At 68.2% G+C, this 24,062-nt stretch carries 22 protein-coding genes and 5 pseudogenes; 14 read left to right on the top strand and 13 right to left on the bottom strand.

Annotated features, from left to right (window positions below; genetic code table 11):
• Window positions 1-92: 92 nt before the first annotated feature.
• The 4 genes and pseudogenes from ACIGXP_RS34940 (at window position 93) to ACIGXP_RS34925 (ending at window position 3,347) form a co-directional block, all read left to right on the top strand.
• Window positions 93-845, top strand: coding sequence for a helix-turn-helix domain-containing protein (locus ACIGXP_RS34940; RefSeq protein WP_399775338.1), 753 nt, complete (start codon window positions 93-95; stop codon window positions 843-845).
• Entirely contained in the window at window positions 820-1,002 is a 183-nt protein-coding gene (locus ACIGXP_RS34935; protein ID WP_399775336.1) for a hypothetical protein, read from the top strand. Before ACIGXP_RS34940 ends, ACIGXP_RS34935 begins: the two co-directional genes overlap by 26 nt.
• Window positions 1,003-1,896: 894 nt before the next feature.
• Window positions 1,897-2,553, top strand: a pseudogene (gene snpA, locus ACIGXP_RS34930) (snapalysin); the annotation flags it as partial.
• 422 nt (window positions 2,554-2,975) lie between these two features.
• Window positions 2,976-3,347, top strand: a complete 372-nt coding sequence (locus ACIGXP_RS34925; RefSeq protein WP_399775334.1) for a hypothetical protein — start codon at window positions 2,976-2,978, stop codon at window positions 3,345-3,347.
• 489 nt (window positions 3,348-3,836) lie between these two features.
• On the opposite strand, the gene ACIGXP_RS34920 is transcribed toward ACIGXP_RS34925, so the two are convergent.
• Window positions 3,837-4,673: a hypothetical protein gene (locus ACIGXP_RS34920; RefSeq protein WP_399775332.1), complete on the bottom strand. Its 837-nt coding sequence runs from the start codon at window positions 4,671-4,673 to the stop codon at window positions 3,837-3,839.
• Window positions 4,670-4,990, bottom strand: coding sequence for a PadR family transcriptional regulator (locus ACIGXP_RS34915; RefSeq protein ID WP_399775330.1), 321 nt, complete (start codon window positions 4,988-4,990; stop codon window positions 4,670-4,672). Before ACIGXP_RS34915 ends, ACIGXP_RS34920 begins: the two co-directional genes overlap by 4 nt.
• 60 nt (window positions 4,991-5,050) lie before the next feature.
• On the opposite strand from ACIGXP_RS34915, the pseudogene ACIGXP_RS34910 reads away from it, so the two are divergent.
• Window positions 5,051-5,338 (top strand): annotated as a pseudogene (locus ACIGXP_RS34910) (IS5/IS1182 family transposase); the annotation flags it as partial.
• Between the two features lie 1,505 nt (window positions 5,339-6,843).
• On the opposite strand, the gene ACIGXP_RS34905 reads toward ACIGXP_RS34910, so the two are convergent.
• On the bottom strand, window positions 6,844-8,967 hold the full coding sequence (locus ACIGXP_RS34905) for a tetratricopeptide repeat protein (RefSeq protein WP_399775554.1): 2,124 nt from the start codon (window positions 8,965-8,967) through the stop codon (window positions 6,844-6,846).
• Between the two features lie 153 nt (window positions 8,968-9,120).
• Window positions 9,121-9,537, bottom strand: a pseudogene (locus ACIGXP_RS34900) (BTAD domain-containing putative transcriptional regulator); the annotation flags it as partial.
• Between ACIGXP_RS34900 and ACIGXP_RS34895 the strand changes: the two are divergent.
• From ACIGXP_RS34895 to ACIGXP_RS34870, 6 genes are all read left to right on the top strand, one after another.
• Complete coding sequence (locus ACIGXP_RS34895) at window positions 9,439-9,756, top strand: hypothetical protein (RefSeq protein ID WP_399775572.1); 318 nt, start codon at window positions 9,439-9,441, stop codon at window positions 9,754-9,756. The pseudogene ACIGXP_RS34900 and the gene ACIGXP_RS34895 overlap by 99 nt on opposite strands.
• A gap of 467 nt (window positions 9,757-10,223) precedes the next feature.
• Window positions 10,224-10,733 carry a hypothetical protein gene (locus ACIGXP_RS34890; RefSeq protein ID WP_363220948.1) on the top strand — a complete coding sequence of 170 codons (510 nt, stop codon included), beginning with the start codon at window positions 10,224-10,226 and terminating at the stop codon, window positions 10,731-10,733.
• Between the two features lie 167 nt (window positions 10,734-10,900).
• The gene (locus ACIGXP_RS34885) at window positions 10,901-11,320 is read left to right on the top strand and encodes a hypothetical protein (RefSeq protein ID WP_399775328.1); all 420 of its coding nucleotides are present in this window, start codon (window positions 10,901-10,903) and stop codon (window positions 11,318-11,320) included.
• 79 nt (window positions 11,321-11,399) lie between these two features.
• Window positions 11,400-11,669 carry a hypothetical protein gene (locus ACIGXP_RS34880; RefSeq protein WP_399775326.1) on the top strand — a complete coding sequence of 90 codons (270 nt, stop codon included), beginning with the start codon at window positions 11,400-11,402 and terminating at the stop codon, window positions 11,667-11,669.
• Window positions 11,670-11,700: 31 nt separating this feature from the next.
• On the top strand, window positions 11,701-11,859 hold the full coding sequence (locus ACIGXP_RS34875) for a hypothetical protein (RefSeq protein WP_399775324.1): 159 nt from the start codon (window positions 11,701-11,703) through the stop codon (window positions 11,857-11,859).
• A complete protein-coding gene (locus ACIGXP_RS34870) occupies window positions 11,856-12,239 on the top strand; it encodes a hypothetical protein (protein ID WP_399775322.1) in 384 nt (127 codons plus the stop codon). The genes ACIGXP_RS34875 and ACIGXP_RS34870 overlap by 4 nt, the downstream gene beginning before the upstream one ends.
• A 355-nt stretch (window positions 12,240-12,594) precedes the next feature.
• On the opposite strand, the gene ACIGXP_RS34865 is transcribed toward ACIGXP_RS34870, so the two are convergent.
• The 5 genes from ACIGXP_RS34865 to ACIGXP_RS34845 all read right to left on the bottom strand — a co-directional run bounded on the left by ACIGXP_RS34865 (window position 12,595) and on the right by ACIGXP_RS34845 (window position 16,799).
• Window positions 12,595-14,472: a caspase family protein gene (locus tag ACIGXP_RS34865; RefSeq protein WP_399775320.1), complete on the bottom strand. Its 1,878-nt coding sequence runs from the start codon at window positions 14,470-14,472 to the stop codon at window positions 12,595-12,597.
• Complete coding sequence (locus ACIGXP_RS34860; protein WP_399775552.1) at window positions 14,469-14,816, bottom strand: hypothetical protein; 348 nt, start codon at window positions 14,814-14,816, stop codon at window positions 14,469-14,471. The genes ACIGXP_RS34865 and ACIGXP_RS34860 overlap by 4 nt, the downstream gene beginning before the upstream one ends.
• Before the next feature lie 196 nt (window positions 14,817-15,012).
• Window positions 15,013-15,357 carry a hypothetical protein gene (locus tag ACIGXP_RS34855; RefSeq protein ID WP_399775570.1) on the bottom strand — a complete coding sequence of 115 codons (345 nt, stop codon included), beginning with the start codon at window positions 15,355-15,357 and terminating at the stop codon, window positions 15,013-15,015.
• Window positions 15,242-15,595, bottom strand: a complete 354-nt coding sequence (locus tag ACIGXP_RS34850; protein ID WP_399775318.1) for a hypothetical protein — start codon at window positions 15,593-15,595, stop codon at window positions 15,242-15,244. Before ACIGXP_RS34850 ends, ACIGXP_RS34855 begins: the two co-directional genes overlap by 116 nt.
• A gap of 466 nt (window positions 15,596-16,061) precedes the next feature.
• Window positions 16,062-16,799 carry an SDR family oxidoreductase gene (locus ACIGXP_RS34845; protein WP_399775550.1) on the bottom strand — a complete coding sequence of 246 codons (738 nt, stop codon included), beginning with the start codon at window positions 16,797-16,799 and terminating at the stop codon, window positions 16,062-16,064.
• Between the two features lie 149 nt (window positions 16,800-16,948).
• Here ACIGXP_RS34845 and ACIGXP_RS34840 point away from each other — a divergent pair, with 149 nt between their 5' ends.
• On the top strand, window positions 16,949-17,746 hold the full coding sequence (locus tag ACIGXP_RS34840; RefSeq protein WP_399775316.1) for a helix-turn-helix transcriptional regulator: 798 nt from the start codon (window positions 16,949-16,951) through the stop codon (window positions 17,744-17,746).
• 144 nt (window positions 17,747-17,890) lie between these two features.
• A complete protein-coding gene (locus ACIGXP_RS34835) occupies window positions 17,891-18,163 on the top strand; it encodes a hypothetical protein (RefSeq protein ID WP_399775549.1) in 273 nt (90 codons plus the stop codon).
• A 44-nt stretch (window positions 18,164-18,207) separates the two neighbouring features.
• Here ACIGXP_RS34835 and ACIGXP_RS34830 read toward each other — a convergent pair.
• Window positions 18,208-18,567 (bottom strand): annotated as a pseudogene (locus tag ACIGXP_RS34830) (transposase); the annotation flags it as partial.
• Between the two features lie 224 nt (window positions 18,568-18,791).
• Between ACIGXP_RS34830 and ACIGXP_RS34825 the strand changes: the two are divergent.
• Window positions 18,792-19,265, top strand: coding sequence for a hypothetical protein (locus tag ACIGXP_RS34825; protein WP_399775314.1), 474 nt, complete (start codon window positions 18,792-18,794; stop codon window positions 19,263-19,265).
• Window positions 19,266-19,620: 355 nt separating this feature from the next.
• On the opposite strand, the pseudogene ACIGXP_RS34820 reads toward ACIGXP_RS34825, so the two are convergent.
• The 3 genes and pseudogenes from ACIGXP_RS34820 to ACIGXP_RS34810 all read right to left on the bottom strand — a co-directional run.
• Window positions 19,621-20,136 (bottom strand): annotated as a pseudogene (locus ACIGXP_RS34820) (nucleotidyltransferase family protein); the annotation flags it as partial.
• A gap of 201 nt (window positions 20,137-20,337) precedes the next feature.
• Window positions 20,338-21,072: a dienelactone hydrolase family protein gene (locus ACIGXP_RS34815; protein ID WP_399775312.1), complete on the bottom strand. Its 735-nt coding sequence runs from the start codon at window positions 21,070-21,072 to the stop codon at window positions 20,338-20,340.
• Between the two features lie 1,269 nt (window positions 21,073-22,341).
• A complete protein-coding gene (locus ACIGXP_RS34810; protein ID WP_399775310.1) occupies window positions 22,342-23,958 on the bottom strand; it encodes an ADP-ribosyltransferase domain-containing protein in 1,617 nt (538 codons plus the stop codon).
• Window positions 23,959-24,062: the final 104 nt, after the last annotated feature.

Below are 24,062 nucleotides of genomic sequence, written 5' to 3'. Positions count from 1 at the left end.
CCCAGGGCTCCCGATGAACGCGGCCGCCGAATCCAAGAACGCCACCAGCAGGGGACATCGGACGCGCCGCTGACCCCGAAGGACGTCTGCGCTTGTGCCGGCGGATCGACGCCGGACGTGAGATCGCACCCGTCGCTGCGAAAGCCGTAATCTCCCGCCGCCGCCTGGCCAAGTGGTACGCCCGCTGGCGCGCGCTCGGCGAGAAGGGACTGCTCGACCACTCCTCCCGCCCCGCCCGCACCCATGAGGGCACCGACCTGGTGGAGGCGCTGCGACAGCAGACCAAGCACGGACCGGCCCGGCTCGCCGACGACCTACAACGGCTGCACGGCGTCACACTCGCGCCGACGACCCTCCACCGCATCCTGGTGAGGCGAGGAATCAACCAGCTCCGGGGACCTCGATCCACCGAGCGACGCGCAGCCACCGAGGCGAGTGGCGACCTGGCGCGCATCCATGCCGAGCTGCACCAGCTGATCCGTGTTCACGGCGGTCTCAATCCCCGCACCGTGGCGGTGATCCTGGACTCCCAGTCCGTCAAGGGATACGAGACGGCGGGTCAGAGCACCCGCGGTTTCGACGGCGGGAAGTTGATCAATGGGAGGATGCGGCAGACGCTGGCGTCTGCTCCGGGGACCATGAGTCGCCACGTACGTGTGGTGGCGATCCCCGCCATCGCCACCACACGCTCACACTCCGTTGGCTCTCCCGGCGGCCGGGCTAGTAGCAGGCCTGGGCGCCTGTGCGCCGTGTACAGGAAGCTATGGCCTGTCGCCGTGGTCGTTGATCTGCCCGGCCGGCCGGTAGGTGTTGCCGGCCGTGTCGGTCACGGTGACCACACCTGAGTCCGCGCTGATGAGCCGCCTGCTGCTCTTTGCAGTCCTCCGTGCCAGGCCGCTGAACACACTCGATCAGATCACCATTCGCCGGCCGAGAGCCATCGTCACCCATATCGCGATCCACGTCGACGTATTCCGGTGGATCACCGCCGCCGGACCCTGAACCGATGCCGAATCGGACATTAGCCATAAATCAACCGACAATGGCGGCCTGACACTACGATCCCCAGGCGACCCCTTCCGCACCGCCGTGAACGCCCCAACCGGCCCCGCCTCCCAATTCGATGCACCCGGGCAGGAAACGCACCGGCAGCCCGTGCCCACACGCAACCCCACGCTCACGACGGCCTACCGCTCCATCACCTCCACAGACGACGGCTGCACGGTCCACGGCACCGCGACCCCACCACGGCAGTCCATCCCCCTGCACCTCCACGCAGAGGCACGAGCAAGCAGCCGGGTGCGGCGCGCACGTCGCTGAAGACGGGCGCGGAACTCATCGCCCCCCCCGCGCCGCTCGCCGGGCCCGCCGCTCCGCCCTGATCAGGACGGAGCGGCGGCGCTCAGCGGCGAGGGATGCCACCCGGCGCCGAGGATGACTCTCCTGGGGCGCCCCGGGGTCGGTGGGGCGCGAAAGAAGCGGAAGCTCATGTTCTATGGCGTCGGTCACAGTGCCCCGCCCACAAACCGGCTCGCTTAGTAGAGGCGACATGGCAGATATTCGAGTATTTGTCCGTCTTGGGTCGGATGTGAATCCCGCCGTGCGTCTTGGGATTCCCCCGGTCTGCCGCACGCCCGTTGCCGTGTGATGTAAGGCTTCTGACGCTGCGACAGCTTTCCGTCCTGCCCGCCATGTGCGGACCGGAGGCCCGTGCGCTGCCCTGGAAAGGCCCCGGTACCTACGAGGCGACGTAGTGGCGGGGACCCTTTGCGCTCCCTGTCGAGCCGTTCTAAGAATGACGACCCACAGGACGTCGCCGCAGTTCGGAACCGGTGTTCACACAGAGTCGACCCACACCGGGCGCTCGGCGTCAGCGAGTGAGTAGGAGCCCCCCACATGAAGTCGTCCCGAACGTCCGCGAGACTCCTCGCCCTCGCTCTCGGCCTGGGTCTGGCATCCAACGCGCTGGGCGCGGCGGTGCCGGCCAGCGCCCAGACGGCCGACACCCCGTCCCCCGCCACGGGTACCTCCGTGGCGCAGTACACCGGGTCGCTTGAGGAGGCCGCGGACAACAAGGCGTTCTTCGAGGCCGTGCTCAAGTCCGTCGCCGAGAAGCGTGCCGCCCAGCCGAACGCGCAGTCGGTGACTGTCTACTACAACGCCTCCCAGGCACCGAGCTTCCGTTCGCAGATAGCGAGCGCGGCCTCGATCTGGAACAGCTCCGAGTCCAACGTCAAGCTCCAGGAGGCGTCAACCGGTGGTGCCGACTTCTCCTACCGCGAGGGCAACGACCCGCGAGGTTCTTACACCTCCACCAACGGCCACGGAAGCGGCTACGTCTTCCTCGACTACACCCAGAACCAGCAGTACGACTCGGTCCGCGTCGTCACCCACGAGACCGGGCACGTGCTCGGCCTGCCGGACGACTACGGCGGGCCCTGCAGTGAGCTGATGTCGGGCGGCAGCGCCGGCCCGTCCTGCACCGACCGCTACCCGAACGCCACCGAGCGCTCGCGTGTCGACCAGTTGTGGGCCACCGGACTCGCACAGGCCCCGGACACGGCACGCCCACCCAAAACCACCGGCCCGCTCGCAGGCGGTGTCACCAGTGAAGGCGAGGAACCGATCAGCGGCGATGCCCAGGCCCCCAGCACGCCTGCGATCACCGCGCCGGCACCCGCGCCCGTCGTGATCCATGTTGGCTGATTCACGGCAACAGCAGATCACCCAGAAGTCCGCACACCCCGAACACTGCCAAGGACCCTGCCACGACCAACCACCACCGTGACGTCCAAGTCACCTGACGCCCACCCGTGCTGAACTGGACATCCACTGCGGCGATGGTTACGCAACTCCCATGGCCTCTGCCGGCATCGGTGGGTCGTAGAACGCGGCGACCGCCGGTGGTTGGCCTCGCGCTCCTGGTCCCGGTCCAACCGGACTGGCTCGTCGTCGCCGACCTGCAGGGGACTTTGATGTTGCCCATCGGTGGCGTGTACGACGCGCAGAGCCTGGAAGAAGCCCCCCACCGGGTCCTGTCCGGCCCGGCCGACGGCATACACCTTCTCCGCTGCGTCACCGTCGACCGGGTGCAGACGCGTCGCCGCAAGGTCATCTCCCACGTCCTGGCGGCCGCACCCACCACGGCCGACGCGGTGGAGGAACTGGTGGGCCGCGACGCGCGTGCCACGGTGCGCGTACGGCCGGCGCTCCAGCTCCTCGACCAGGTACGGCCGACCGCCCGGACACGCGTCCTGGTCGGCCGTCAGGCCCTCGCCATAGGTGGACCGCCTGCATCGAAGCGGGCGTCATGGAGGCCGAACTGCCCGGCGGATCTCACGGACTGATGCTTCCCGGGTGCGGCCGCCGCTCGTGGCCGCACCCGGGAGTTGACGTAACGGACTGAACGCTGTCACGTCTCCCGGAATGACCACGGCCTTGGAGCGGGGCCGAACCTTCATGGGACAGACCTGCACATGACCGACGAGTCCTCGTTCCATTCCGCCACCGTCAACAAGCACCCGCACAAGTGGGTCGTCGCTGCCGAGATATGCGTTGACGAAGCGGTTACTCGCGTCGCGGCAGAGACCAGGCCGTCCGCGCGAAGCGCAATCCGGCCCCGACGCCGCCCCCGAACAGGAAGCTCGTCAGGGGCGGCTCCTACAGCCGCTACGACCACAAGGCGTACGTCGCCGACATCTCCCGCCGCACACGCAGCCCCTGGTCGGCGACCACGCGAGGCCAACCCGAAGGCGTTCCTAGCTTCCGCCGGGTGAGCACGACGAGCAGCTGCAGCTGGCGGGCCCCCGGCTGGAGTGGGAGCACCACCGCGTCACTCACACGTCACCATCGACATCCACCGGCTGCTCCCTGTGGAGCGCGGCCTTGGCTCCGCGACCGGAGCTGATCAGGGCTACCGTAGAAGCGGCCACGGTGATGAGCATCATGACCAACTGGGCCGCGTCAGCGGTATTCATGGTGAACGTCGCGACGCAGGCGATGCCTGTCGTCGTCACGGCGAACGCCACCGCAACACCGGACAGGGCAAGCAGCCGCAACACCTTCGCAGATGGTCGGCACCGGGTGACGACGACAGCCGGTGTCACCGCCGCGGTAATGAGGAACGCTGCCGGCCCGAGCATCCCCAAGGCCCCGACCCAATAGGAGACCGGGTCGATGGAGGCAAATGCCAGGAGGAACGGCGCGATCAGCCACGTGGGCAGCGTCGGGACAAGAGCCACCAGCGGGCGCCACGCGGCCCAGCTGCCGGTTCTGGAGGATTCCGCAAGGAGTGCGAGGGCGCCGACCAGCAGGATCAGGCCGGCGCCGTACATGGCGTACTGGGCGACGTCGAGTAGTCGACCTACCAAATCCGGAGTCGGCCAGGGCTCCTCGGACAGGATGAAGCGCAGCATCGGCAGGGCATACAGTGCCGCGCACCAGGTGACCCAGGTGGTGGCGACGCTTGCCTGCATGCGGCGGCGGCGCCGTTCGGCGGACCCATCGGGCATCACTGGGCGAAGCCATGCCCGCAGCGCGCCAATAAGGAGGTCTGCGACGACGCTTGGGCCTGCGCCGGTGTCCTCGACCAGTGCTTCAAGCTCGCAACCGTAGCGCTCCCGGAACGAGGGAGGATATGCCCGCAAGGCCAACCGGGCCGCCATGCCGATCACGCGTTTGCCACCCCCAACCGGGTCAACCCGGTGCGTGCGAAGCGGGCCATCGCCCGGAGTTTGTCGTCGAGCACGGTCTGGCCTTCCGCCGTGAGCCGGTAGGGCCGCCGACGCTCGTCCTCGTCCACCGGCGCGACCAGGCCCCGTTCCTCCAGCCGCGCGATGGCGGCATACAGCGTGCCCGGTCCCAGCCTGATGGAAGTCTGTTCCTCGACGTCCTTGATGATCGCGTAGCCGTGCTTCGGTCCGTCGGCCAGGCTGGCCAGGATCAGCAGCGCGGGTTCGGCCCATCCGACGCGGTCCCGTTGACGCGGCATCAGGCACCTCCTTCGTTCCTGGCGACTACTACGTAATACGATACTACGTAGTACGTTGCAGTGGCCCGCCGCAGCGGAGGAGCCTGGACAGGCCCGTCCACCGGGCTGGGCCCGCGCCGCTTCGGCGAACTGTTGACCGCCCTGCGCCGCGAGGGAGCGGATGCGGTCCTTCGAGGCCGGCCGTGCAGCCTTCCCCTGGAGGACCGCGTTCTGCCGTTTGCGGCGTAACGTCGCACGTACTTGACGCGGCGCCGGATCGCACCCCTGCTCGGAATCTCGAAGTCCGCGGACGCCCGGATCGTCAATCGCCTCACACCGCTGTTCGCGCTGCGGCCGCGCCGACGGTTCCGCATCCGTCGACGGCCAGGGCGGAGGCCGCGCCGAAAGGGGGGTTCCTTTGCGCGCACGTCTCGCCGCCTCAGCCGTGGCCCTCGGCGGTGTCTGCTTCAGCGCACCGGCCGCATCAGCGGCGACTCTGTCATCCACCAACACCGCCCACCACTGCATCCACCACACCACCGGACTGTGCGGCTGGACGCACCGCTAAAAGCCCAAGGACAAGTACGACACCGCGAAGTGCCAGAACACTTCCCTCTCGAACTCGCAGCACTCCCAGAGCACCTGCCTTCGCCGAGTACTGGCCCGGGCGCCGCAGCACACGGGGCTCGCCCCAGTCGGGCGTCACGGCAAGCGCCTCGTCGAGCCTCATGTCAGCAGGATCGGCGGGACTCCGCGCGGCGGTCGAGTACCAGATCCACTCGTAACCCCTCGCTCTTGGTTGCTTGTCCACCGGCCGCTCCACCGGTACGGGCGAGAAGGTGGTCCGGCGGCGGTAGTAGTGCACCGTGACAGCGCCCAGTAGCGGACCCCACAGGAGCAGCGGTGAGGAACGCCAAGAGCTCGGAGACCAGGCTGAGGCCGATGAGGTAGAACGAACCCCAGCCAGGGGCGTGCACCTGCTCGTACTCGGACTGGGCCAGTCCGACAGGAAGGCCCACTGCGATCGCCAAGCGCCACAACCCCGAGGGCACATAACTCAACGCGGCGCCCACAGCGGCACGTTGCGCCCAACGCGGTACGTTCGGCAGCGTATTCACTCTCAGCATGCGGTCCACTCTGGCGCTAGAGGGTGCAGCCATGCGTCGGCCTGCGGTCGCGTCTACCTCATCCGAGCGGCGGACTTACGCGTTGACGCCAGGGTAAGGATCCAGGGGCTCCGCCCCCGCCGCACACATCTCTTCGATGGCGACCGGCACTTCCATGGCTTCAACGCCCCTGGGTACTCCTCAACCGGCAGCGCTCCTCGCTCGGTCATTTGCTGGGTGGCGCGCTCAGGACGCACCGCGCGTCGGACGCAGTACATGCAGGCCGACCGTTTGCTCACTCGCACGTCCGACAAGCGGGGGCGGATGTCAGCAGGCGCGCCGTTCCACACGCCCGGGCATTGGGGGTTCAGACAACGGGACTTCCACGGCGCGTCGACGCCGGGGTAGTCCTCCAGCGGTTCGACCCCGGCGGCCCGCATCATGTCCACCGCCTCTGCAGCAGACAGACGACGCCGTGCGGCTGCCACCTTCCGGGCGCAGTGGGTGCAGCCACCTCGGTCGGAACGCCCCACCGTGACATCGGCATAGCCGTACCGTGGTGGCGCGGGCCCGGAGGACCTTGACCCTGTTCGCGCTGGCTGCGTGGGAGCCGTGCGCAAGAGTGAGCGGCGTGCGCGTCCTGCCGCTGTGATGCAGCGTAGGGCATCAGACTGACAACGCGCAGGGCAACGCTCGGAGCCGCAGGCGACACCAGCGCGATGGGGGGTCCTTGGCGCTCACGCCGGCCGAGAGCCAGCGTGGCCCGCATCACGGCGACGATGGTCGAGCCGGAGCTTTCGTCTGGTTCATGTCTCCGATCATCTCCCACAGCCGCAGCGCCCGCCCTCGGTGCCGGTGCGCCATGTGGTGGACGCCGGCGGCGGCGTCCAGGTCGCCGATCAGTTGCCAGCACGTGGCCTCGTCCTGGCGGTCACCATGCCGCTGGAACAGCCCCGCCGCGCGCTCCAACGCCGGGTTCGCCCGGTCCCGGTCGTGTTGACCGGCGTACACGCGGCCGACTTCCAGCAGCGTGTACGCGGCGCACCGTTCGTCGGCCAGTTCCTCGAAGGTGGCCAACGCCTGCCACAGGCAGCGCAGCGCCTCGTCCGGATCACCGCGCCGATCGTGCAGCCGGCTGAACCGCCGCAGCACGACCGCCACCCGGTGCCCGTCGTCGAGTGCCCTGGCCTGACGCAAGGCTCCGTTGAACCACAGCTCCGCTTCGTCGAGTTTGCCCTGCATGAGCGTCATCACGGCCATTGAGCAGGACAGCTGCGCTTCGATGTGCCGGTCACCCACACCGACCGCGATGGCCAGCGCCTGCTCGACACGTTCGAGGGCTTCGTCGTCACGGCCCTGTACGCGGCTGACCGTGCTCAGCATCGCCATTGACAACGCCTCGCCGCGCTTGTCCCCACCGTCCCGGCACAGCCCGACGGACGACTCCAGGGCACGGGTGGCCTGGTCGTACTCGTCTCGGTAGATGTGCAGCTGGCCAAGACCGCGCAGCAGCACCGATGTGCCGTGCACGTTGCCGGCGGCCTCGGCCGCCTCCAACGCGAGCTGGTGCCCGTGCTGCCAGTCCTGATACAGACACCGGTGGTCGTAGTAGGTCGCCGTGCCGGCCGCCAGCTCCCAGGCCAACTCGTCCAGGCCCCAATCCACGGCCAGTTTCACCGCGCCGAGCAGGTTGTCGCTTTCCGCGTCGAACCAGCCGAACGGATCGGCCATCAGCCGGTCCACGACCGCATCGGGCAGCGGCCGGCGCGGTGCCGAACCGGGGGCGGCGGCCAACAACCCGGCCGCCGGCAGTCGATCGGTGCCGCGCCCGACCAGTTCGAGCCAGGCGGACAGCACTCGGATGATCGCGTCCCGCTTCTCCGTCACCGGCAGCGGGGCAGCGATCTCCACGGCACAGGTCCTGATCAGGTCGTGCAGCCGGTAGCGCGGCTGGCCGATGGCGTCGGTGGCGGTCAGCCGAACCAGGCTGGCATCGACGAGAGTGTCCAGCACCTCCTCTGCGTCCGAGCGGTCCAGCAACGGGCCGACCACCCAGCCGGGCAGGGTGTAGGCACCGAGCAGTCCAAGCAGGCTCAGCGCGCGCACCGCGTCAACCGGCAGCAGCCGCAAGCTCAGTTCGACGCTGGCTCGCACGCTGAGATCCCCGATACTCAGCTCGGCCAGCCTCCGGGACTCATCCTCGATCCGTTCCCGCAACACCCGCAGCGACCAAGCCGGGCGGCCCGTGAGCTTGCCGCTGGCGATCCGGATCGCCAGCGGCAGGTTGCCGCAGCAGTCGAGGATCGCGTCGGCCTCCGCCGGTTCCCGCTCGACCCGCCGCCGCCCGACAATTCCGGTGAACAACTCCCGCGCCTCTGCGGGGCTCAGCACGTCAAGGTCGATGTGCCGAGCGCCGGGAAGTTGCGTCAGCAGAGTGCGGCTGGTGATCAACACGGCACAGCCGTCGGCCCCGGGTAGCAACGGCAGCACCTGATCGGCGTGACCGGCATCGTCCAGCACCACCAGCATGCGGCGGTCCACCAGCAACGACCGGTAGAGCGCGGCCCGCTCGAACAGGCCGTTCGGGATCGCGCTGCCGGCGATCGAGAGCGCGCGCAGCGCCTCGGCCAGCATCAGCCCCGGATCCCGCGGCTCGTCCGATGTCGCGGCGAGGTTGAGGTAGAGCTGGCCGTCGGGGAAGGCGCCGCTCGCCAGCCGCGCGGCATGCGTCACCAGGCAGGACTTGCCGACACCGGGACCGCCCGTGATGACGGCGACCGGGGCCCGGTTCGGCGCCGACCCGTCGAGCAGTCCAGCGATCTCGGCCAGTGCCTCGGCCCGGCCCACGAAGTCGGAGACGTCGAACGGTAGTTGACGCACGGGCATCCCCATTGCCAGCCCGGCTGCCGCCGCGTCAGGACTCTCCGGTGGTGTGTCTGAGAAACCGCTTGGTGGGACCGGAGCCGCCAGGGCGGGATCTGCGGTCAGGATGCGCTGATGCAGCGCCTGGAGCGGCGGGGTGGGATCGACGCCGAGTTCGTCGGCCAGTGTCCGGCGCAGCCGCTCGTACACCTGCAGCGCCTCGCCTTGTCGCCGACACCGGTAGAGGGCGACTATCAAGTGTTCGGCGACGTCCTCGTCGTAGGGGTTCTCGCGGAGCAGGGCGGTCAGTTCGTCGATGACCTCCCGATGACGCCCCAGGTCGAGTTCGATGGCCAGGCACTGTTTGTGCGTGGCCGCGCGTCTTTCGTTCAGCCGTGCCGCATCGAGCTCCAGGGCCCGGCTGGGGATGTCGACCAGGGCGTTTCCACGCCAGCAGGCCAGCGCCCGCCGTAGCGCGACAGCTGTCTCGAACGGGGCCGTGTGCCGTTCGGCGAGGCGCCGCTCGTGGTCGAACTCCAGCAGGTCGAGCTGATCCGGGGCCAGGTGGATCTCGTAGCCGCCGCGCCGCGTACTGATCAAGGAAGCTGGTGCTCCGCAGGCTACGAGGTTGCGACGCAGTCCGGAGACGGCGTCCTGGACCTGGCGGACGGCAGTGGCAGGCGCCTTCCCGTCCCACATCACGGCGACGAGCCGTTCCATGGCAACGATGTCGTTGGCGTCGATCAGAAGTGCGGCCAGCATCTTGGCCTGCCGCGGCCCGTTGAACCGGACCTCGCGTCCGGTGATCTGGGCGTGTAACGGCCCCAGTAAGCCGAATCTCATGTTTCCCCCGGCACGTGACGATTAGCGCCAACCCCCGCTGACCTCGCACTAGGACGAATCTAGGACGGCCGACGGATGCGTGTCCATAGCGTTCCCGTAGCAGGGCTGACCGAAGACGAGTGGGCCGGCAATACGTGTGGAGAGTGCCTTCGCATTCCGGACTTGATGCGACCGAGGGGGGTGGCTGGATCCAACTGGTGAGCATGTCTGGAGCAGGATCCCGACCCCGATCGGTCGACATGAAGCACACGGCATTGCACCAGGGAGCGCGAAGGCCAACCGAACTTCGGCTTGACAACCGGTGTTGCTCTGGATTGCGCGTCAAGGATTGCACCAGGGCTCAGAGCGGCCAGCCTTGCGACACAAAGCCGTCACTTTCATGAGATGCCAAAAGGAGCTGCACCATGAAGGCAATACTGAGATCTGCACTCACTCTCGCCGTCATGACCGCCACCGTCTTCACAGCCGTGACAGGAACGGCGTCCGCCTCGATCTGGATCGAGAATCAGCAGCTGGGCCTCCGGGCCCTCAGCGCAGATGGCGGCCAGTGCATCAGGGCCAACCCCTACCAAGGCAGCTTCATCAGTGAGTGCGGCATGTGGGGCAACGAGGATGACTGGAATCTCGAGTCCGTTTATCCCGACGCACCCAACCACGCCTACGCCAACGTCCGGATCCGCAGCACGCGCCTGGACAAGTGCCTCACTGTCCTGAACCAGGCCGGGCCGCCCGGCGGAGCCAGCAAGGAGGTGTCTCCGCGCACCTGCGACAACTCACCGTCCCAAGAATGGGCCAGCACCCGCAGCGCAGACGGCTACCTCAACTACTTCAACTTCCAATACCGGGTATGCCTTGACGGTGGCTACGGGGATACCTATGGATTCCCGGAGAACGGGTGCAACGCCAACGGAGAGAATTACTACCAGGATTGGTACTACCTTCCCGGCGCCTGACTCCATCGGCCCACCAGCCAGGCTGAGCAGGCACCTGCGCACCACGGCCTGCACTCACTCCAGCTGCGATCTGACATGGGAGTGGTGCAACCTGCCTCCCAACGGGGGGTCTCTCTCCTGTCAGTTCGTGGCGAACAAGCGCAAAGACCAACTCGCATGGGGGACACATGAAAAGCAAACTCGCCACACTCATCCACGCCGCCGCCGCTCTGGGGCTCGCGACCGCTGGCACCGTGGGCCTGGGAGCCGGTGCCGCGCACGCCGACACCCTGAGCTGCTCCGACCAGATGTGGAGCAACTACAAGACCGAGTACCGCATCTGCATCGACTACATCGACTACGCCCACGCCGTCGTGAAGTGGGCGGTCAACACCACCTACCACACCACTGACGAGCGCTTCCATCTCCAGATCAGCGGCGGCTGCCAGAACGGCTACAACGCCGACTGGAACGACATCTACCAGTCGGGGCAGAACGTCGGCCAGCTGGCGATCAGCTGCCCCGCCGGCGAGGCCAACGGGGGGATCGACGCCCAGCTGTGGCCCACCGAGTCCTACCACTACAGCGGCCCCGTCGCAGAGGCGTGAGCCGTACCATGAACGGACGCATCCTCACCCGCGGCCTCGCGGCCCTCGGCCTGGCCACCAGCGCCCGGCCCGTTACACGGTGTGTCTGCGCTACCTCGCCTGGGACCGCGCCTACGCCACCTGGGCCGTCGACCCGACGTTCGCGAGCACCGACGAGCGCTTCTACCTCCGCCTCGCGAGCGGCTGCGGCGATGTCTACGGCATCAACTGGAACGACAAGAACGACCAGGTCTGGGACTTCAATCACTCCCCGACGTTCACCTGCACCGCAGGCGACCTGACCTTCGAGGCGATCCTGCGGCCGCAGGAAACCGGCCACTGGTCCGGTCCCGAAACCGACGCCGGCTGATCCAACCTCCAGGAGAAACATGATCAGGCGCATGGCCACCGCCGCCGCGCTCAGCATCGCAGCCGCCGGCCTCATGGGACTCGGCGCAGGCACCGCCGGCGCCACCGGCAGGAACGTCAGCTACGCGGCGATGTTCCCGACCGAGGCCAGCCAGTCTGACGACGGGCCGACGGTGCAGGTCAACGGATGAGTCGACACATCTCCACCAGCCTGGCAGCTCTCGGCCTCGCGGCCGTCGGCCTTCTCGGCACGGGGGCCGCCTCGGCCCACGCTGCGGACCCGGGCTGCTCGGACTGGGCCAAGACCGCGCACGGCGCGAGCTACCGCGTCTGCAAGGGGAGCAGCGTCTTCTCCTGGCAGGTCATCACCGTGGGCGCGAGCACCGATGAGCGGTTCTACATCGGCGGCCACGACGACTGCGGGCACTCGTACTACCTCAACTGGAACGACCGTGGCCAGACGCAGCTCAACCAGTCGTACTGGACAGCCGCCTGCAACATCACCTACGGCTACATCACCCCGACCGAGGCCACCACCGCGAACGACGGCCCTGAGGTCTACACCCCCTGACCCGAGTCCCGACCCACGACGCTGTTGCCGCCGAGGAGCAGCGCCGCGGCAGCCGGCGACAGCAGTTGCACATCGTCGTCGCGGTCGCACTGCAAGCAGGATCGCAACCGGAGAAGTCAGGCACACCCGGTCGTCCACCGGCTTCGAACCGGGAGCCCTCTGCAGTGCCGGTGGGTGATCAGTCAGCAGGCGCGTCTTGGGAATGCTTCGTGGATGTCGGCCTGTCGTTCGCCGCTGGGAGCCGCTACTGCCGCAGCGTGAGAATCCACGGCGACATCCCCACATCGCACCGCACGCTCAACTGCCACCCGGACACGGCCATCAGCGCCGATCCACCTCTTTGTGTCAGCCGTTGTCAGCGGGCGACCGACCAGAGGCGGATCTTGTTGTCGGCACCGGCGCTGGCGAGGAGCTTGCCGTCGGTGGTGAAGGCGACCGAGTGAACGGCGCCGGTGTGGCCGACGAGAGGGTGGCCGAGTGGTTTCGGTTCGGCCGGGTCGGTCAGGTTCCAGAGGCGGACCTTTTTGTCGGCGCCGGCGCTGGCCAGGACTTTGCCGTCGGTGGTGAAGGCGAGGCAGTAGACCGCGTCCGTGTGACCGGATAGCGGGGCACCGATCTGCGTCGGGTTCGCGACGTCGGTCACATTCCACAGGCGGACCGTCCGGTCCCCGCCTGCGCTGGCCAGGATCTTGCCGTCGGGGCTGAACGCCACACTGTGGACGCGGTTCTTGTGACCCGGGATGGGTAGGCCCACGGTGGCCGGCGGGGTGGCCACGTTCCACAGCCGGATCGAATTGTCGGCGCTGCCGGTGGCCATGAGGCTCTGGTCGGGACTGAACGCCACGGAGAGGACGGCGTCGGTGTGGCCGGGGCCGGGGCGGCCCATCGGTGTCGGCTTCACGGGGTCCGACACATTCCAGAGACGGAGCGTCAGATCCGCGCTGCCGCTGGCGAGGATGGTGCTGTCGGGATTGAAGGCGACCGAGAAGACCGCGCCCGTGTGGCCGGTCAGCCGGCTGAGCAGTCTCGGTTTCGCGGGATCGGTCGTCTTCCACAGCCGGACCGCGTTGTCGTTGCCGCCGCCGGCCAGGAAGCCACCGTCGGAGCTGAACGCCACCGCGTCGACGTTGTCCGTGGGGGCGGTGAGAGAGACGAGCGGTGCCGTTTTCGCCGGGTCGGTCACCTTCCACAGCCGGATCGTCCGATCGGCGCCGGCGCTGGCCAGGATCTCTCCGCCGGGGCGGAACGCCACCGACAGGACGGGGCCCTTGTGAGCGGCGAGGGTCTGCCCGGGAGAGGGTGCACCGGTCACCTTCATCGCCGGGGAGCCACTCGACGACGGCCCGCTGGAGCTCGATGTGTCATGGCCCGGCCCGCCTTTGACCAGCCATTCCAGGGCCGCGGCACCGAGGGCCAGACCGGCGGCGGAGCCCGCGACCAGGAGCCCGCGCCGGTTCCGCCGGATCGGCGGCGCCTCCTCGGTGTGGGGCGTGTCGCCAGGGTGCGCCGCGGTAGGCGGACCCTTCACCAGGGTCAGGCCTCCCGCCGTGTTCATCACCCGCCGCTGGGGCAGTGGTAATGACCGGGCGAGGAGGTGGTGGTGCACCTTGTCGAACAACGCGTCGAGGGTGAGCGGATCCGGGCGGCGCAGCGCCGTGAGCAGTGCCTCGGTGAAGGCGGTGTGGGTCGCGCCCGGCACAGCCCGCGAGGGCTTGGTCGCCGATGACGAGGCGAGGACGTACGTGCCGGCGATGTCGATCTGCCCGCTGATCAGCCCTTGCCCGTCCCCCATCGGTCCGGTCGCCCGACCGGAGAAGCAGCAGTCCAGCACCAGCACCCTGACCGCCGCGGGACTGTCGACCATCGCCTCCCGCAGGACGTCGTAAGGGAGCGCGGTCACGCTCGTCCGAGCCGGGTCGGTGTGGAACACGGCCAGATGGAGCCTGCCCTGCCCGTCGACGACTCCGTGACCCGCGTAGTAGACGAGCAGTACGTCCGTGGCCTCGCCGGCGGCCTCGGTGACGGGGATGCCGAAGTCGGTCGGGACCCGGGGCTCGTCGACCACGACGCAGTGCTCCTCCCGCAGAGTCCCGTTGACCGGATCCGTGAGGACCGCCCTGAGATCGGCGAGGTTCGCCCGCACCGCCGGGAGCCCGGGCAGTTTGGGGTGCTGGTACCGGCTCACGCCGACCAGGACGGCCCGCGAACCAGCCGGATCCGGGAACCGGGTCACTCCGGCGTCCCCTCCCCGTCCCCGCCTGCCTGCCCGTCCGCCAGCAACCGTTCGACGACCTCGGCCAGTGCGGGGACATCGACGCGCTTGCCGTCCACCTCGACGGTGCGTCCGTTCTCGTTGGTGACGGTGATCCGCAGGTCCGCACGGCGATGCTGGAACCATGTGGCCAGAGCGCCGATCAGCGCGCCGACCGCGGCCGCGCCCACGCCGCCGGGACCGATGGCCACCACCAGGGCGTCCAGGCCTCCGCCCATCTCGCCGGGCGTGATCGGAGCGTGTTCGACGCGTACGCGTCCGCGCAGCGCGTCCTCGTGCCGCAACCAGTCGAAGAGGGATCTCAGCTCGTCGGGCCATTGTCGCTCTCGCCGGACGCGGACTCGGTACGGATGCGCAGCTCTTGAGATGTCGCCGATGTCACCCGCTCATCATCCCGGGGGAGAACCGGAATTGGGCCGAATCTCAGCACTTCGCCTTCTGCACCTGCACATCAGAACCATGGTCCGCGCGGAACAAACAAGATCTCGGGTTACGGCTGACTCAAGCGGAGATCACGTGCGTGAGCCACCGGTACTCACCGGGCAGCGGTCTCAGCCGGGCCTTCAGCAGGTCCCCCGGCGTGCTCAGCAGGGCGCCGCGGGCTGGTGCGGCAATACCGTCCAACCGCGCCGCGCCCATGGCCAGCAGCTGTTCCGTCTCGGGCAGGCCCTGGTTGCGGGCATCGGCGGCCGCGGCGGTCAGGGCCAGAGCCTGGGCGTGTGCGGTCTGGTCACGTGCGGTGGCTCCCTTGTCCACCGCGATCGAGGCCAGAACGACGGCCAGCAGGCTCAGTGCAGTCAGAGCCGCGCTGAGTGCGCAGGCGCCGGGCCCTGGCTCGTTCGGCACGACGGTCAGCGTCCTGGAACCCGACCGAGGCACGGATGAACTCCTGCTCCTGGGGACCCACGCGGCGCTGCGGCATGAGGTCCAGCGCGGCGGCAAGACGCGCCCCTCGATACAGGAGGTGCCGGTCCTTGCCCTCCGCCGCCCAGGCGCGGGCAGCGGCGGTGAGCTGCTGGTGGGCGCACAGCGCGGCGCGGTCGTCGCTGATCCATGTCCGCAGGGGCGGCCAAGCGGTGAGCACTGCTCAGGAGAGCCCCAGCCGAGGCCCTTCGCCGCCCCGACCCGGGGAACGTCATCGGCGCCCCGGTCTGCCTCGCAGGCACGGCCGTGATCATGTACACGCCGTGCAGCTGCTGGCCCACGCTTCGTCCCGCAAAGCCTGTCAGATCGGATCCGGACGCCACTCCTCTCGGCAGCCCGGCCGGTCTGCGTACGGCAGCGCGAGGGGGCACACCACCGGGGCCAGGTTTTCGCTTGTCTCGATCAGCTCGTTCTCCCGCCGATGCAGGCGGGGGCCCTCAATTTCGGCCTCCAGAGCTTCGCCCTGCCGGACGAGAGCGGCGCACGGACCCTGCTGCCTCGGCCTGTCCTCCGCCATCCACCCTGGGCCCTGGTCTACGACGACCACGAACCGCCCCAACACCGGTCCAGCGTCCCGACGCAACCGACTTGTGACCGCTCGCGTGACCGCCTCGAACTCGAGCGGGTCAGCTCTGGGCGGTGGGCCGGACGACGATCTCGTTCACGTCGACGGTTGCAGGCTGCTCGATGGCGAACGCGATGGCTTGGGCGATCGCCTCAGGCGGGATCGCGATCCGGTCGCGCATCTCCGTGATCTGTGCTCGCACCTGCGGATTCGTTGATGCCCCGGCGAAGTCGGTCCCTACCGCGCCGGGCGAGACGCAGGTCACCCGCAGAGAATCACCTGCCTCCTGGCGCAAGCCTTCGCAGATGGCGCGGGCCGCGAACTTCGTCCCGGCGTAGACCGCCATGGTCGGCACTATGCGAAATGCGGCCGTAGAGGCGATGGTGACGAAGTGGCCTGCGCCCTGGGCTCGGAAGACCGGCAACGCGGCGCCGATTCCGTGCAGCACACCCTTCACGTTGACGTCGACCATCTCGTCCCACTCGTCGACCCTCAGATCGTCCAGAGGCGAAATGGTGCCGGCCCCCGCGTTGCTGACCAGCACGTCGAGCCGGCCGAAGCGCTCGCCGGCCAGTGCGACGAGGGCGTGCAGGTCGTCCCGTCGCGTCACGTCCGTGCGGGTCTGCACGGCCGTACCACCCGACTTCTCGATCCGCGCCACCAGCTCCGCGAGGCGCTCGGACCGGCGCGCACCCAACACGAGCCGCGCGCCTCGCTCGGCCAGCAGGAGCGCGGCCGCCTCGCCGATGCCGCTGCTGGCTCCCGTTATCGCCACGACCTTGCCGTCGATTCCCGACACCATGTCCGCCTCTTCCTTCCGCACTACTCGCTGGCCGGTGACCTACAGATCACCGGTGTGAGCTGCACCTCCCGCTCGGGATCAGTCTGCGTGGGCTTTAGCCTGGTATCCAGAATGCATTTATTCTGGAACCAGAGATGCCATCCACCATGCATACACAGCCGAATCAGCGCCGTGAGCTGGGCGCCTTCCTCCGCAGCCGCAGAGAGCGGATCACCCCCGACCAGGTCGGACTGCCACGCACCGGCCGACGCCGGACCCCGGGCCTGCGCCGGGAGGAACTCGCGCTGCTCGCCGGGATCAGCGCGACCTGGTACACGTACCTCGAGCAGGGCCGGGACATCCGCGCCTCGGACCACGTACTCAACGCCCTCGCCTCAGCACTGCAACTCGACCGGTACGAGCGCGGTCATCTCCTTCAGCTCGCCGGGCACGCGGTTGCGGCCGAACCCGAAGAACCCGAGCCGCTCGCCGCCGAGGCGGCAGCCGTCCCGCTCCTGCTCCAGCCGCACCCCGCATACATCATCGGCGGCACCTACGACGTGCTCAGCTACAACCAGGCGGCCGACGAGCTGTTCCCGCACCTCACCGCGGCCGCGGACCGGCCGGCGAACTTCGCCCGCTGGGTCTTCCTCGAACCCACCGCCCGTACTGTTCTGGTCGACTGGGAGCGCGAGGCACGCGGCCTGCTCGCCCGGCTGAGGACACTGGCCGGACGCCACCCGGGCGACCCCCGATACAGCCGGCTGATCGACGAGCTGAAGACGGGCAGTCCCGAAGTGCGCGCCTGGTGGCCGCAATACGACGTGCAGGCCCGGCACAGCGGACGAAAGCGGCTACGACGCCCGGGACGCGGGGTGATCAACTACGCCTACACCGCCTTTCATCTGGCCGAACAGCCCGAACAAACACTGGTGATCTACTCCTGCGAGGCACCAGTTGACTGAGCGTCATGTACCCCAGCACTCCCCCCGCCTGACCAACTCCATTGCGGGTCTGCCCCCGCGCTGCCTGGATAAGCTGGCCGCCTATCGGGAGGAGGCGCCCGGCCGCGCACGGCTGGGTGGTGAGTCGTCTAGCGTTGAGCCGTGATGTTGAGTGAGGCGGAGTACCTCGAGTGTCTGCAGTCCGAACGGCGCGGCTACGCATGGGCGATGCAGCATTATGGTGGGCTGACGCTGGTGGAAGCCGAGGAAGCCGCTCTGCAGCGATACCCGTACGAGCCGGAGGATGCCCCGTACCGCGGGCTCATCTTTCATGATGAGGCGTGGCACTGGGCGATGCTGGCGATCCACGGCGATCGGTACGTCGTGGAACACCCGGAACTGGTCCACCCATCACCTGACTACCGAACCCTCAGGTGAACGTCGAGCTCAGGAGCACATGCGGCGGTTCTTCACGCTCCGGCCTTGCGCTCGTAGCGGCGGTGGAGACGGCAGCAGCTACCCAGCCAGGACACCGTCCTTTCGACTACCCAGCGGTGGCGGCCGAGCCGCCGTGAGGACTCGACACCTTCCCGGGCGACGCGATGGCTTATGCCGCGGCCGCGGAGCCATCGACGCGAGTGTTCGTAGTCATAGCCCTTGTCGCCATGCAGTTTCCCGGGTCGCCTGCGCCGCGGACCCTGGCGGGAGCGAACAGGCGGGATACCTCGTACGAGCGGCACCAGGCCCTGACTGTCGTCCAGGTTGGCAGCGGAGATCCCGAGCGACAGGGGCAATCCGTTCCGATCAGTGATCAGGTGAATCTTCGATCCAGGCGTGCTTCGTGGGGCATGCGGGACCGAAGATCGGTGGAACCCCTGCCGCCAAGTGCACCCCGACGTGGCCACGAAAATCATCCGGCACCAGCCGCTCAACCAGATCCGCCACGAAACGACCAACCAGCCCGGAGGCCAAAAGAGACGACGCCAAGGAGCATGATCGGCTCGCCCGCAGGCACCTGTTACGTTTACGGGCGTTGTAAAGACGCAAAGAGAGAACGGACGTTGTTGTGCGCAAGGCGCGATGGATAGCGGCCGCGACGCTCGCCGTGGCCGTAACGGCCGCCGGGTGCGGCGGCAAGAGCGCGGGTGGGAAGACGGCAGACGGCACGGCAAGTGCCACCGCCGGCGTGGCGAAGAAGCCTGTCGGCACGGCTCCGTCTCATGGCACGCTCCTTGAGCGGGCGGCCGGCACCTGGAAATACATCGCCACCCACGACGACTCAACGCTGGACACGCTCGTCATCAAGGACGGCAAGGCCACAGCCAAGGGCGCGAAGCTCTCGTGCATGGGCACCTTCGTGCCGACGAAGAAGGACGGCCAGGAATCCGCGACCATCGCCTACACGTGCCAGGGCGGCAAGGACGGCGGGCGCGGTCTCGGTCACCTGAAGGTGGACCCGGACGGCTCCTCGCTCGTGATCGACTTTGACGGGCCTCCCGGCGGCTGGGGCGGCCCGGTCGACAGCTACCGTCGAGCCTGAACGCCTGCTTCTGGGCTGGGCATGACGTGACAGGGGGTCTGGCCGGTCGACACCGACGCCGACGAGTGCGGCGACGACCGGCTCACCCCGACGACCGTACCGGGCTCGCCACGCTGCGCAAGGCGAAAGCCCAGCTCAAGCGGGTGAACGAGGTCCTGCGGACGGCCTCGGCCATTTTGCGGCCCACTGCTCGACTGCTCGACCCGACTCAGCCCGGGTGACCGCGCTCCTCGACGAGCACCTGGAGCTCGTGGTCGAGCCCGTCCTGCGGGACCTCTGTGCCGTAGGGCTCGTACTCACTGCCGGCGCGCCTCCGAAGACCTCCCTCCTTCTCGCGTCCAGTGGCAGCAGGCATCCGCCAGGGGGCTGGGCCGCCTACGCTGATCTCATAAAGCGCCCGTGGAGCGAGCATCGGGTTCGGACGGACAACGAGGTTGAACACGTCCGACAGGCCGTGCGGCGCATGCACGCGCCACCGGCCGTCCACCTCCACACGTATTCCGAGGCAGCAGGTCGTCGCGGCGAAACTGTCGATCGCCGCCTCAGTCGAGTCATACGGCGGACACGGGAGACCGAACTTGTCCTGGTACGAGAGGTGGACCCGCGCTTCGTTGCGGATCCCCACCTCCGCGGGCAGGCCGACGAAGACTTTCCGACCGGCCTTGAGCACCGTGTCTTCGGCCTCCCAGTACAGGTCGCCGCCGTCGAAGCAGAAGAAGTCGTAGTCCTTGATGCCGTTCGTCGGCGGCCTGCCCGTGACGACGTTCCACACGATCTGGAACGGGCAGCCGGCCGTCACATACCACCCGGGCAGCTCCAGCGTCGCCGCCCGCGACAGGACCTCCGTCAACACGTCGTTACGGGACAGCACCGCGCGAAGGGAGTCAAGTTGCTGGTCGAGAGGGAGTCAACTGATCATCAGCCCTGCCTACCACAGGTCGCCCGCCGGACGGGCCGGCTTGCCGCAAGGACCCCTCGGTGGAGGGCGGGTGACGTCCGCCCTCCACCGACTCCGAAACATCGCCAGGACCCCGGCGACGTGTACTTCAGGCTTGACCTTCGGGCCGGATCCTCAGCCCTTGGTCAGTGTGCGGCGGAGAAGGGGCAGAAGGCGGTCCCAGTGAAGTTGCAGTGCGGCGGGGTTGAAGGCATCGGTGTCGGACATGGTGAAGCCGTGGACGGTGCCGGGGTAGATCTCGGAGGTGTAGCCGACATCCGCCGCGTCCAGGGCCTGGTTGAGCTCGCCGAGGGCCTCGGGCGTCAAGTCGCTCTCCGCGTGGCCGAAGTGGACCTCGGCGGTGAGCTTCGAGAGGCTGTCGGGTCCGTCGACTCCCACCGGACCGTGGAATGCGGCGAGGGCGGCTACCTGGCCAGGGTGGGCCGCGGCGGTGCGCGTCGCCAGGAGGCCGCCGATGCAGTAGCCGGTCACCGCGACCGGCCCGCCGCTGACCTGGGGCTGAGCGGTGAGGAACCTGAGATAGGCGTCGGCGTCGCTCAGGACACGGTCTGTGGTGTGCGCCTCGATCATGGGCATCAGCTGGGCGAAGACCGCGGGCCGGACGTCATCTCCAATGTGTTCGGGAAGCTCGATCAGCGGTGCCGGGCCGTGCCGGTAGAAGAGGTTGGGGACCAGCACGTAATACCCGTGCCCTGCCAGTTCGCGGGCCATCTGCCGCAGCACGGGCCGGATCCCGAAGCCGTCCGCGTACATCAGCACCCCTGGGCGCCGCCCGCCGCCTTCGGGGAAGGCGGCGAACGCGTCGGCCTGGCCGTCCGGGGTGGGAATCTGCAGCGTCTTGGTGGGCATGAATTCTCCTGTCGTGGTTGATGTGTCGAGCCTGTGATCAACACGACGGAGGCGGAGCCCGCGCAGCAGCGCAAAATCCTCGATCCAACAGCGGGCCAGCACCGGCCCGTACGGCGCTCAGAAGAGCACCGGGTCACCAATCCGTGTGTGGCGCAATGCCATCCCGGTAGTCATGACTGCACAACGTAGCCCACGGAATGAAGCGGATGCCAGCCTCCCAGGCCACGTGCTGTTCATGAGAACGATCTCGGTCAACACTGCGGATCCAGAAGCCGGTTGACCCGCTGCCAGTGACCGGGATATCCCATCCTGCCGGTTCGCGGTCGTCACCGCACTTCGAAACACCCCCTTTGCCGAACCCTCCGGATGTGACCGAACAGAAGCCGCTCTTCCGGTCCGATTTGACCATGTTCGTAGGCTTCCACAGGGAAGGCAGTGCGCCACGGCGCGAGGCGGTCACCAGATTGCCGAAGCAGCGCGGACCCAGCCCGGTGTACGGGCCTGTCCGGGACGCCTTCGACACCGTGATCACACCAAACACACATTGATCACTTCACTGCGGCTTGGGCTTGGGTCAGGCCCCTCATACAGCTTCTCGTCTGCCGGCCAGACGGCGCCGCCACCAGAGGTCAGCACGCCACTGCCGATGATCGGCGAACGGATCTGGCAGCGTGCGCTCGACATACCTGGCATCCAGGGCGCGCACTCGGCGTCCAAGCTCGGTGCGGGCCCAGGGAGGCAACTGCCGCAAGACCTCCTCAAGCACGTCGCGGGCATGCCGCACGTCGTCGAAGGAACAGTCGCGGCACGAACACTCCGCCTCCTGCGGATACAGGGGGCGTCGTCCTGGTGGTTGCAGAAACGCTCGATACCGCCGCAGCGCACGGTCGGTGACGCCGGGGTAGACGTAGTAGTCACCCGAGAGCCTCTCAACTCGACCTATTGCGGCACTTGTTCGAGCAGAGAGGCCGTGGATCCGGTCTTGGGGCAAGCCCCACGCGACAGGGAGAGACTGTTCAGCGCGCAGCGCGCCGGGCCGCTTACGCGGCATCGGCCTTTCGGTACGTGAGCATGAGCATCATCATGCCAGCATCTGCAGTCCGACGACGGCCAGGAAGCCGCATCCGTCTCGATCCGGCGCCCCGGGACTCAACCTCGCATGCTGTCGTTGACGGCCTCGGCTGCTGCCTCCAACTGACGGTCACCGGAGCTACCTTGGACGCGTCCTGGCTGAACTCCAACCATGTGCCCCGGCTCGTTCACACCTGCTCAGGACACGAGGGGCTGTTCTTCCGACTCGGTCAGCTTCACGGTGCACAGACCGCCACGCTCGGTCTTCACATCCACCACCTCGAGCTGCGTGCCCGGCAGGAGGATGAACTCCTCCTCGCCCGTGAACGCGGAGAAGTTGCGAATGCCGACGGCCCGTGCGGGCTGTACCTCGAAGAGCGTCCGCTTGCCGCGACTGCCGAGGAACGCCCGTGCCACGCCGAGCTCGGATGTGCACGAGGACACACCCCACCAGGTCACGGTCCGCCCCACCGGGTACTGCGCCCGCAGGTCCAGCGGCACCCCGCGCCACAACGGCTCCTTGCGCACGGGAAGCCCCGACACCGCTGAGAACAGCAGCCGCAGATAGGGGAGATAGGGGACGACCTTCGACCGGTCCGGATTGCGCAGGATGGCGTTGATCTCCCGGTAGAACGCGGACTCGCAGGTGTAGAGGTAGAGCGCGGCGACGGCGTCGGCGGACAGGTTCCCGGTGCCTTCGTCCGCTCGCAGCTTGCCGAACTCGTGCGACCGCTGGACGTGCCGGTCGAGACCGCGCAGCAGCTTGGCGACGGGGCTGACGGCGTCTCGGAAGTCCATGAGCGGGGTGTCGAACACGCCGGTGATCGCCTCAAGGACGAGGCCTTCGTCCTTGACGCTGGAAAGCCGCTCCAGGTACAGCTGGTGCAGCTCCATGGTGGACGTGATGAACGCGCCCATGCGCTCGGCGACGTCGCTGTCCGTCCCGCCGGCCCCCGCCGCGAGCCTGTCCCACCCTCGGCTCGGCAGCCAGTCGACCGCCTCGGTACCCACCGACGCGAGGGCGTCATTCACCATTTCGAAGTGGTCGCCGTCGCAGAAGATATCGCCCTGCGCGGCGGGGTTGCAGTGGTCGATGTGCCGGACCTCGACCTCGGGATACTTCTTCTGGAGCCGGAGGACGACCTGCTTCAGACTGCGGGCGTGGGCCCCCCACCACGCGAAGACGACACCGCGGTCCTCCTCGTCGGCGTTCTGCTTGGCCTTGAGTATCTCCTCGACGATCCGCTCGGCGACCGGACGCCAGAACCCGGTGTGCGGGTCGGCCCCCCTCGGCCCGTCGCTGCTGGCGGTGAGCGCCGCGTTCAGCAGCAGTACGCCCTGCGTGAGCATTGCCTGGAACCATTCCGGCGGCTGGACGGTGTCCTGCTTCTTCAGCAGCGCGCGGATGTCGGCGATCGGCGTCTTCTTGGGGATGCCGTACTTCCACATCGCCGCTGCCTTGATGATGCAGCGGATACTGACGACCCTGCCGAACTGGCTGTCCTTCCAGTCGTGGAAGGTGTTGTCGAACATGGCGATGCCGGTGGCGCTCTCCGGCCGTGGGTACGGGTTCTGCCCGAAGATGACGACCTTCCACTTGTGGGGCGGGTTGGGCTTGAGCGCCTGGAAAGTCAGTTCGCGGACGGGAACCACATCCGGGCCCCGGTCCGGGCCGATGAAGGAGGCGGCGTTCGGCTGCGCCTCGATGACCGGCCTCAGCAGCGGGAGCCAGGGTTCACCACCGTCCTTGAACAGTTCGGCGAGGGCGAGCGGGTCGTTCGGGTCGGGCTGGGCCGAGGCGTTGTCATTGATCATGGCCCGGGAGGCTAGCAGCGGGGTACGACAACGTGATCTCCCAACTGCGTTGTCAGTGGGCCCCTGTAGCGTCGTGATCACTGGAAAGCCCCTTTCCCGACGGG

The organism is Streptomyces sp. NPDC053069, assembly GCF_044546895.1.
GTDB lineage: Bacteria > Actinomycetota > Actinomycetes > Streptomycetales > Streptomycetaceae > Streptomyces.
This window is presented reverse-complemented; position numbering and strand designations above follow the sequence as displayed.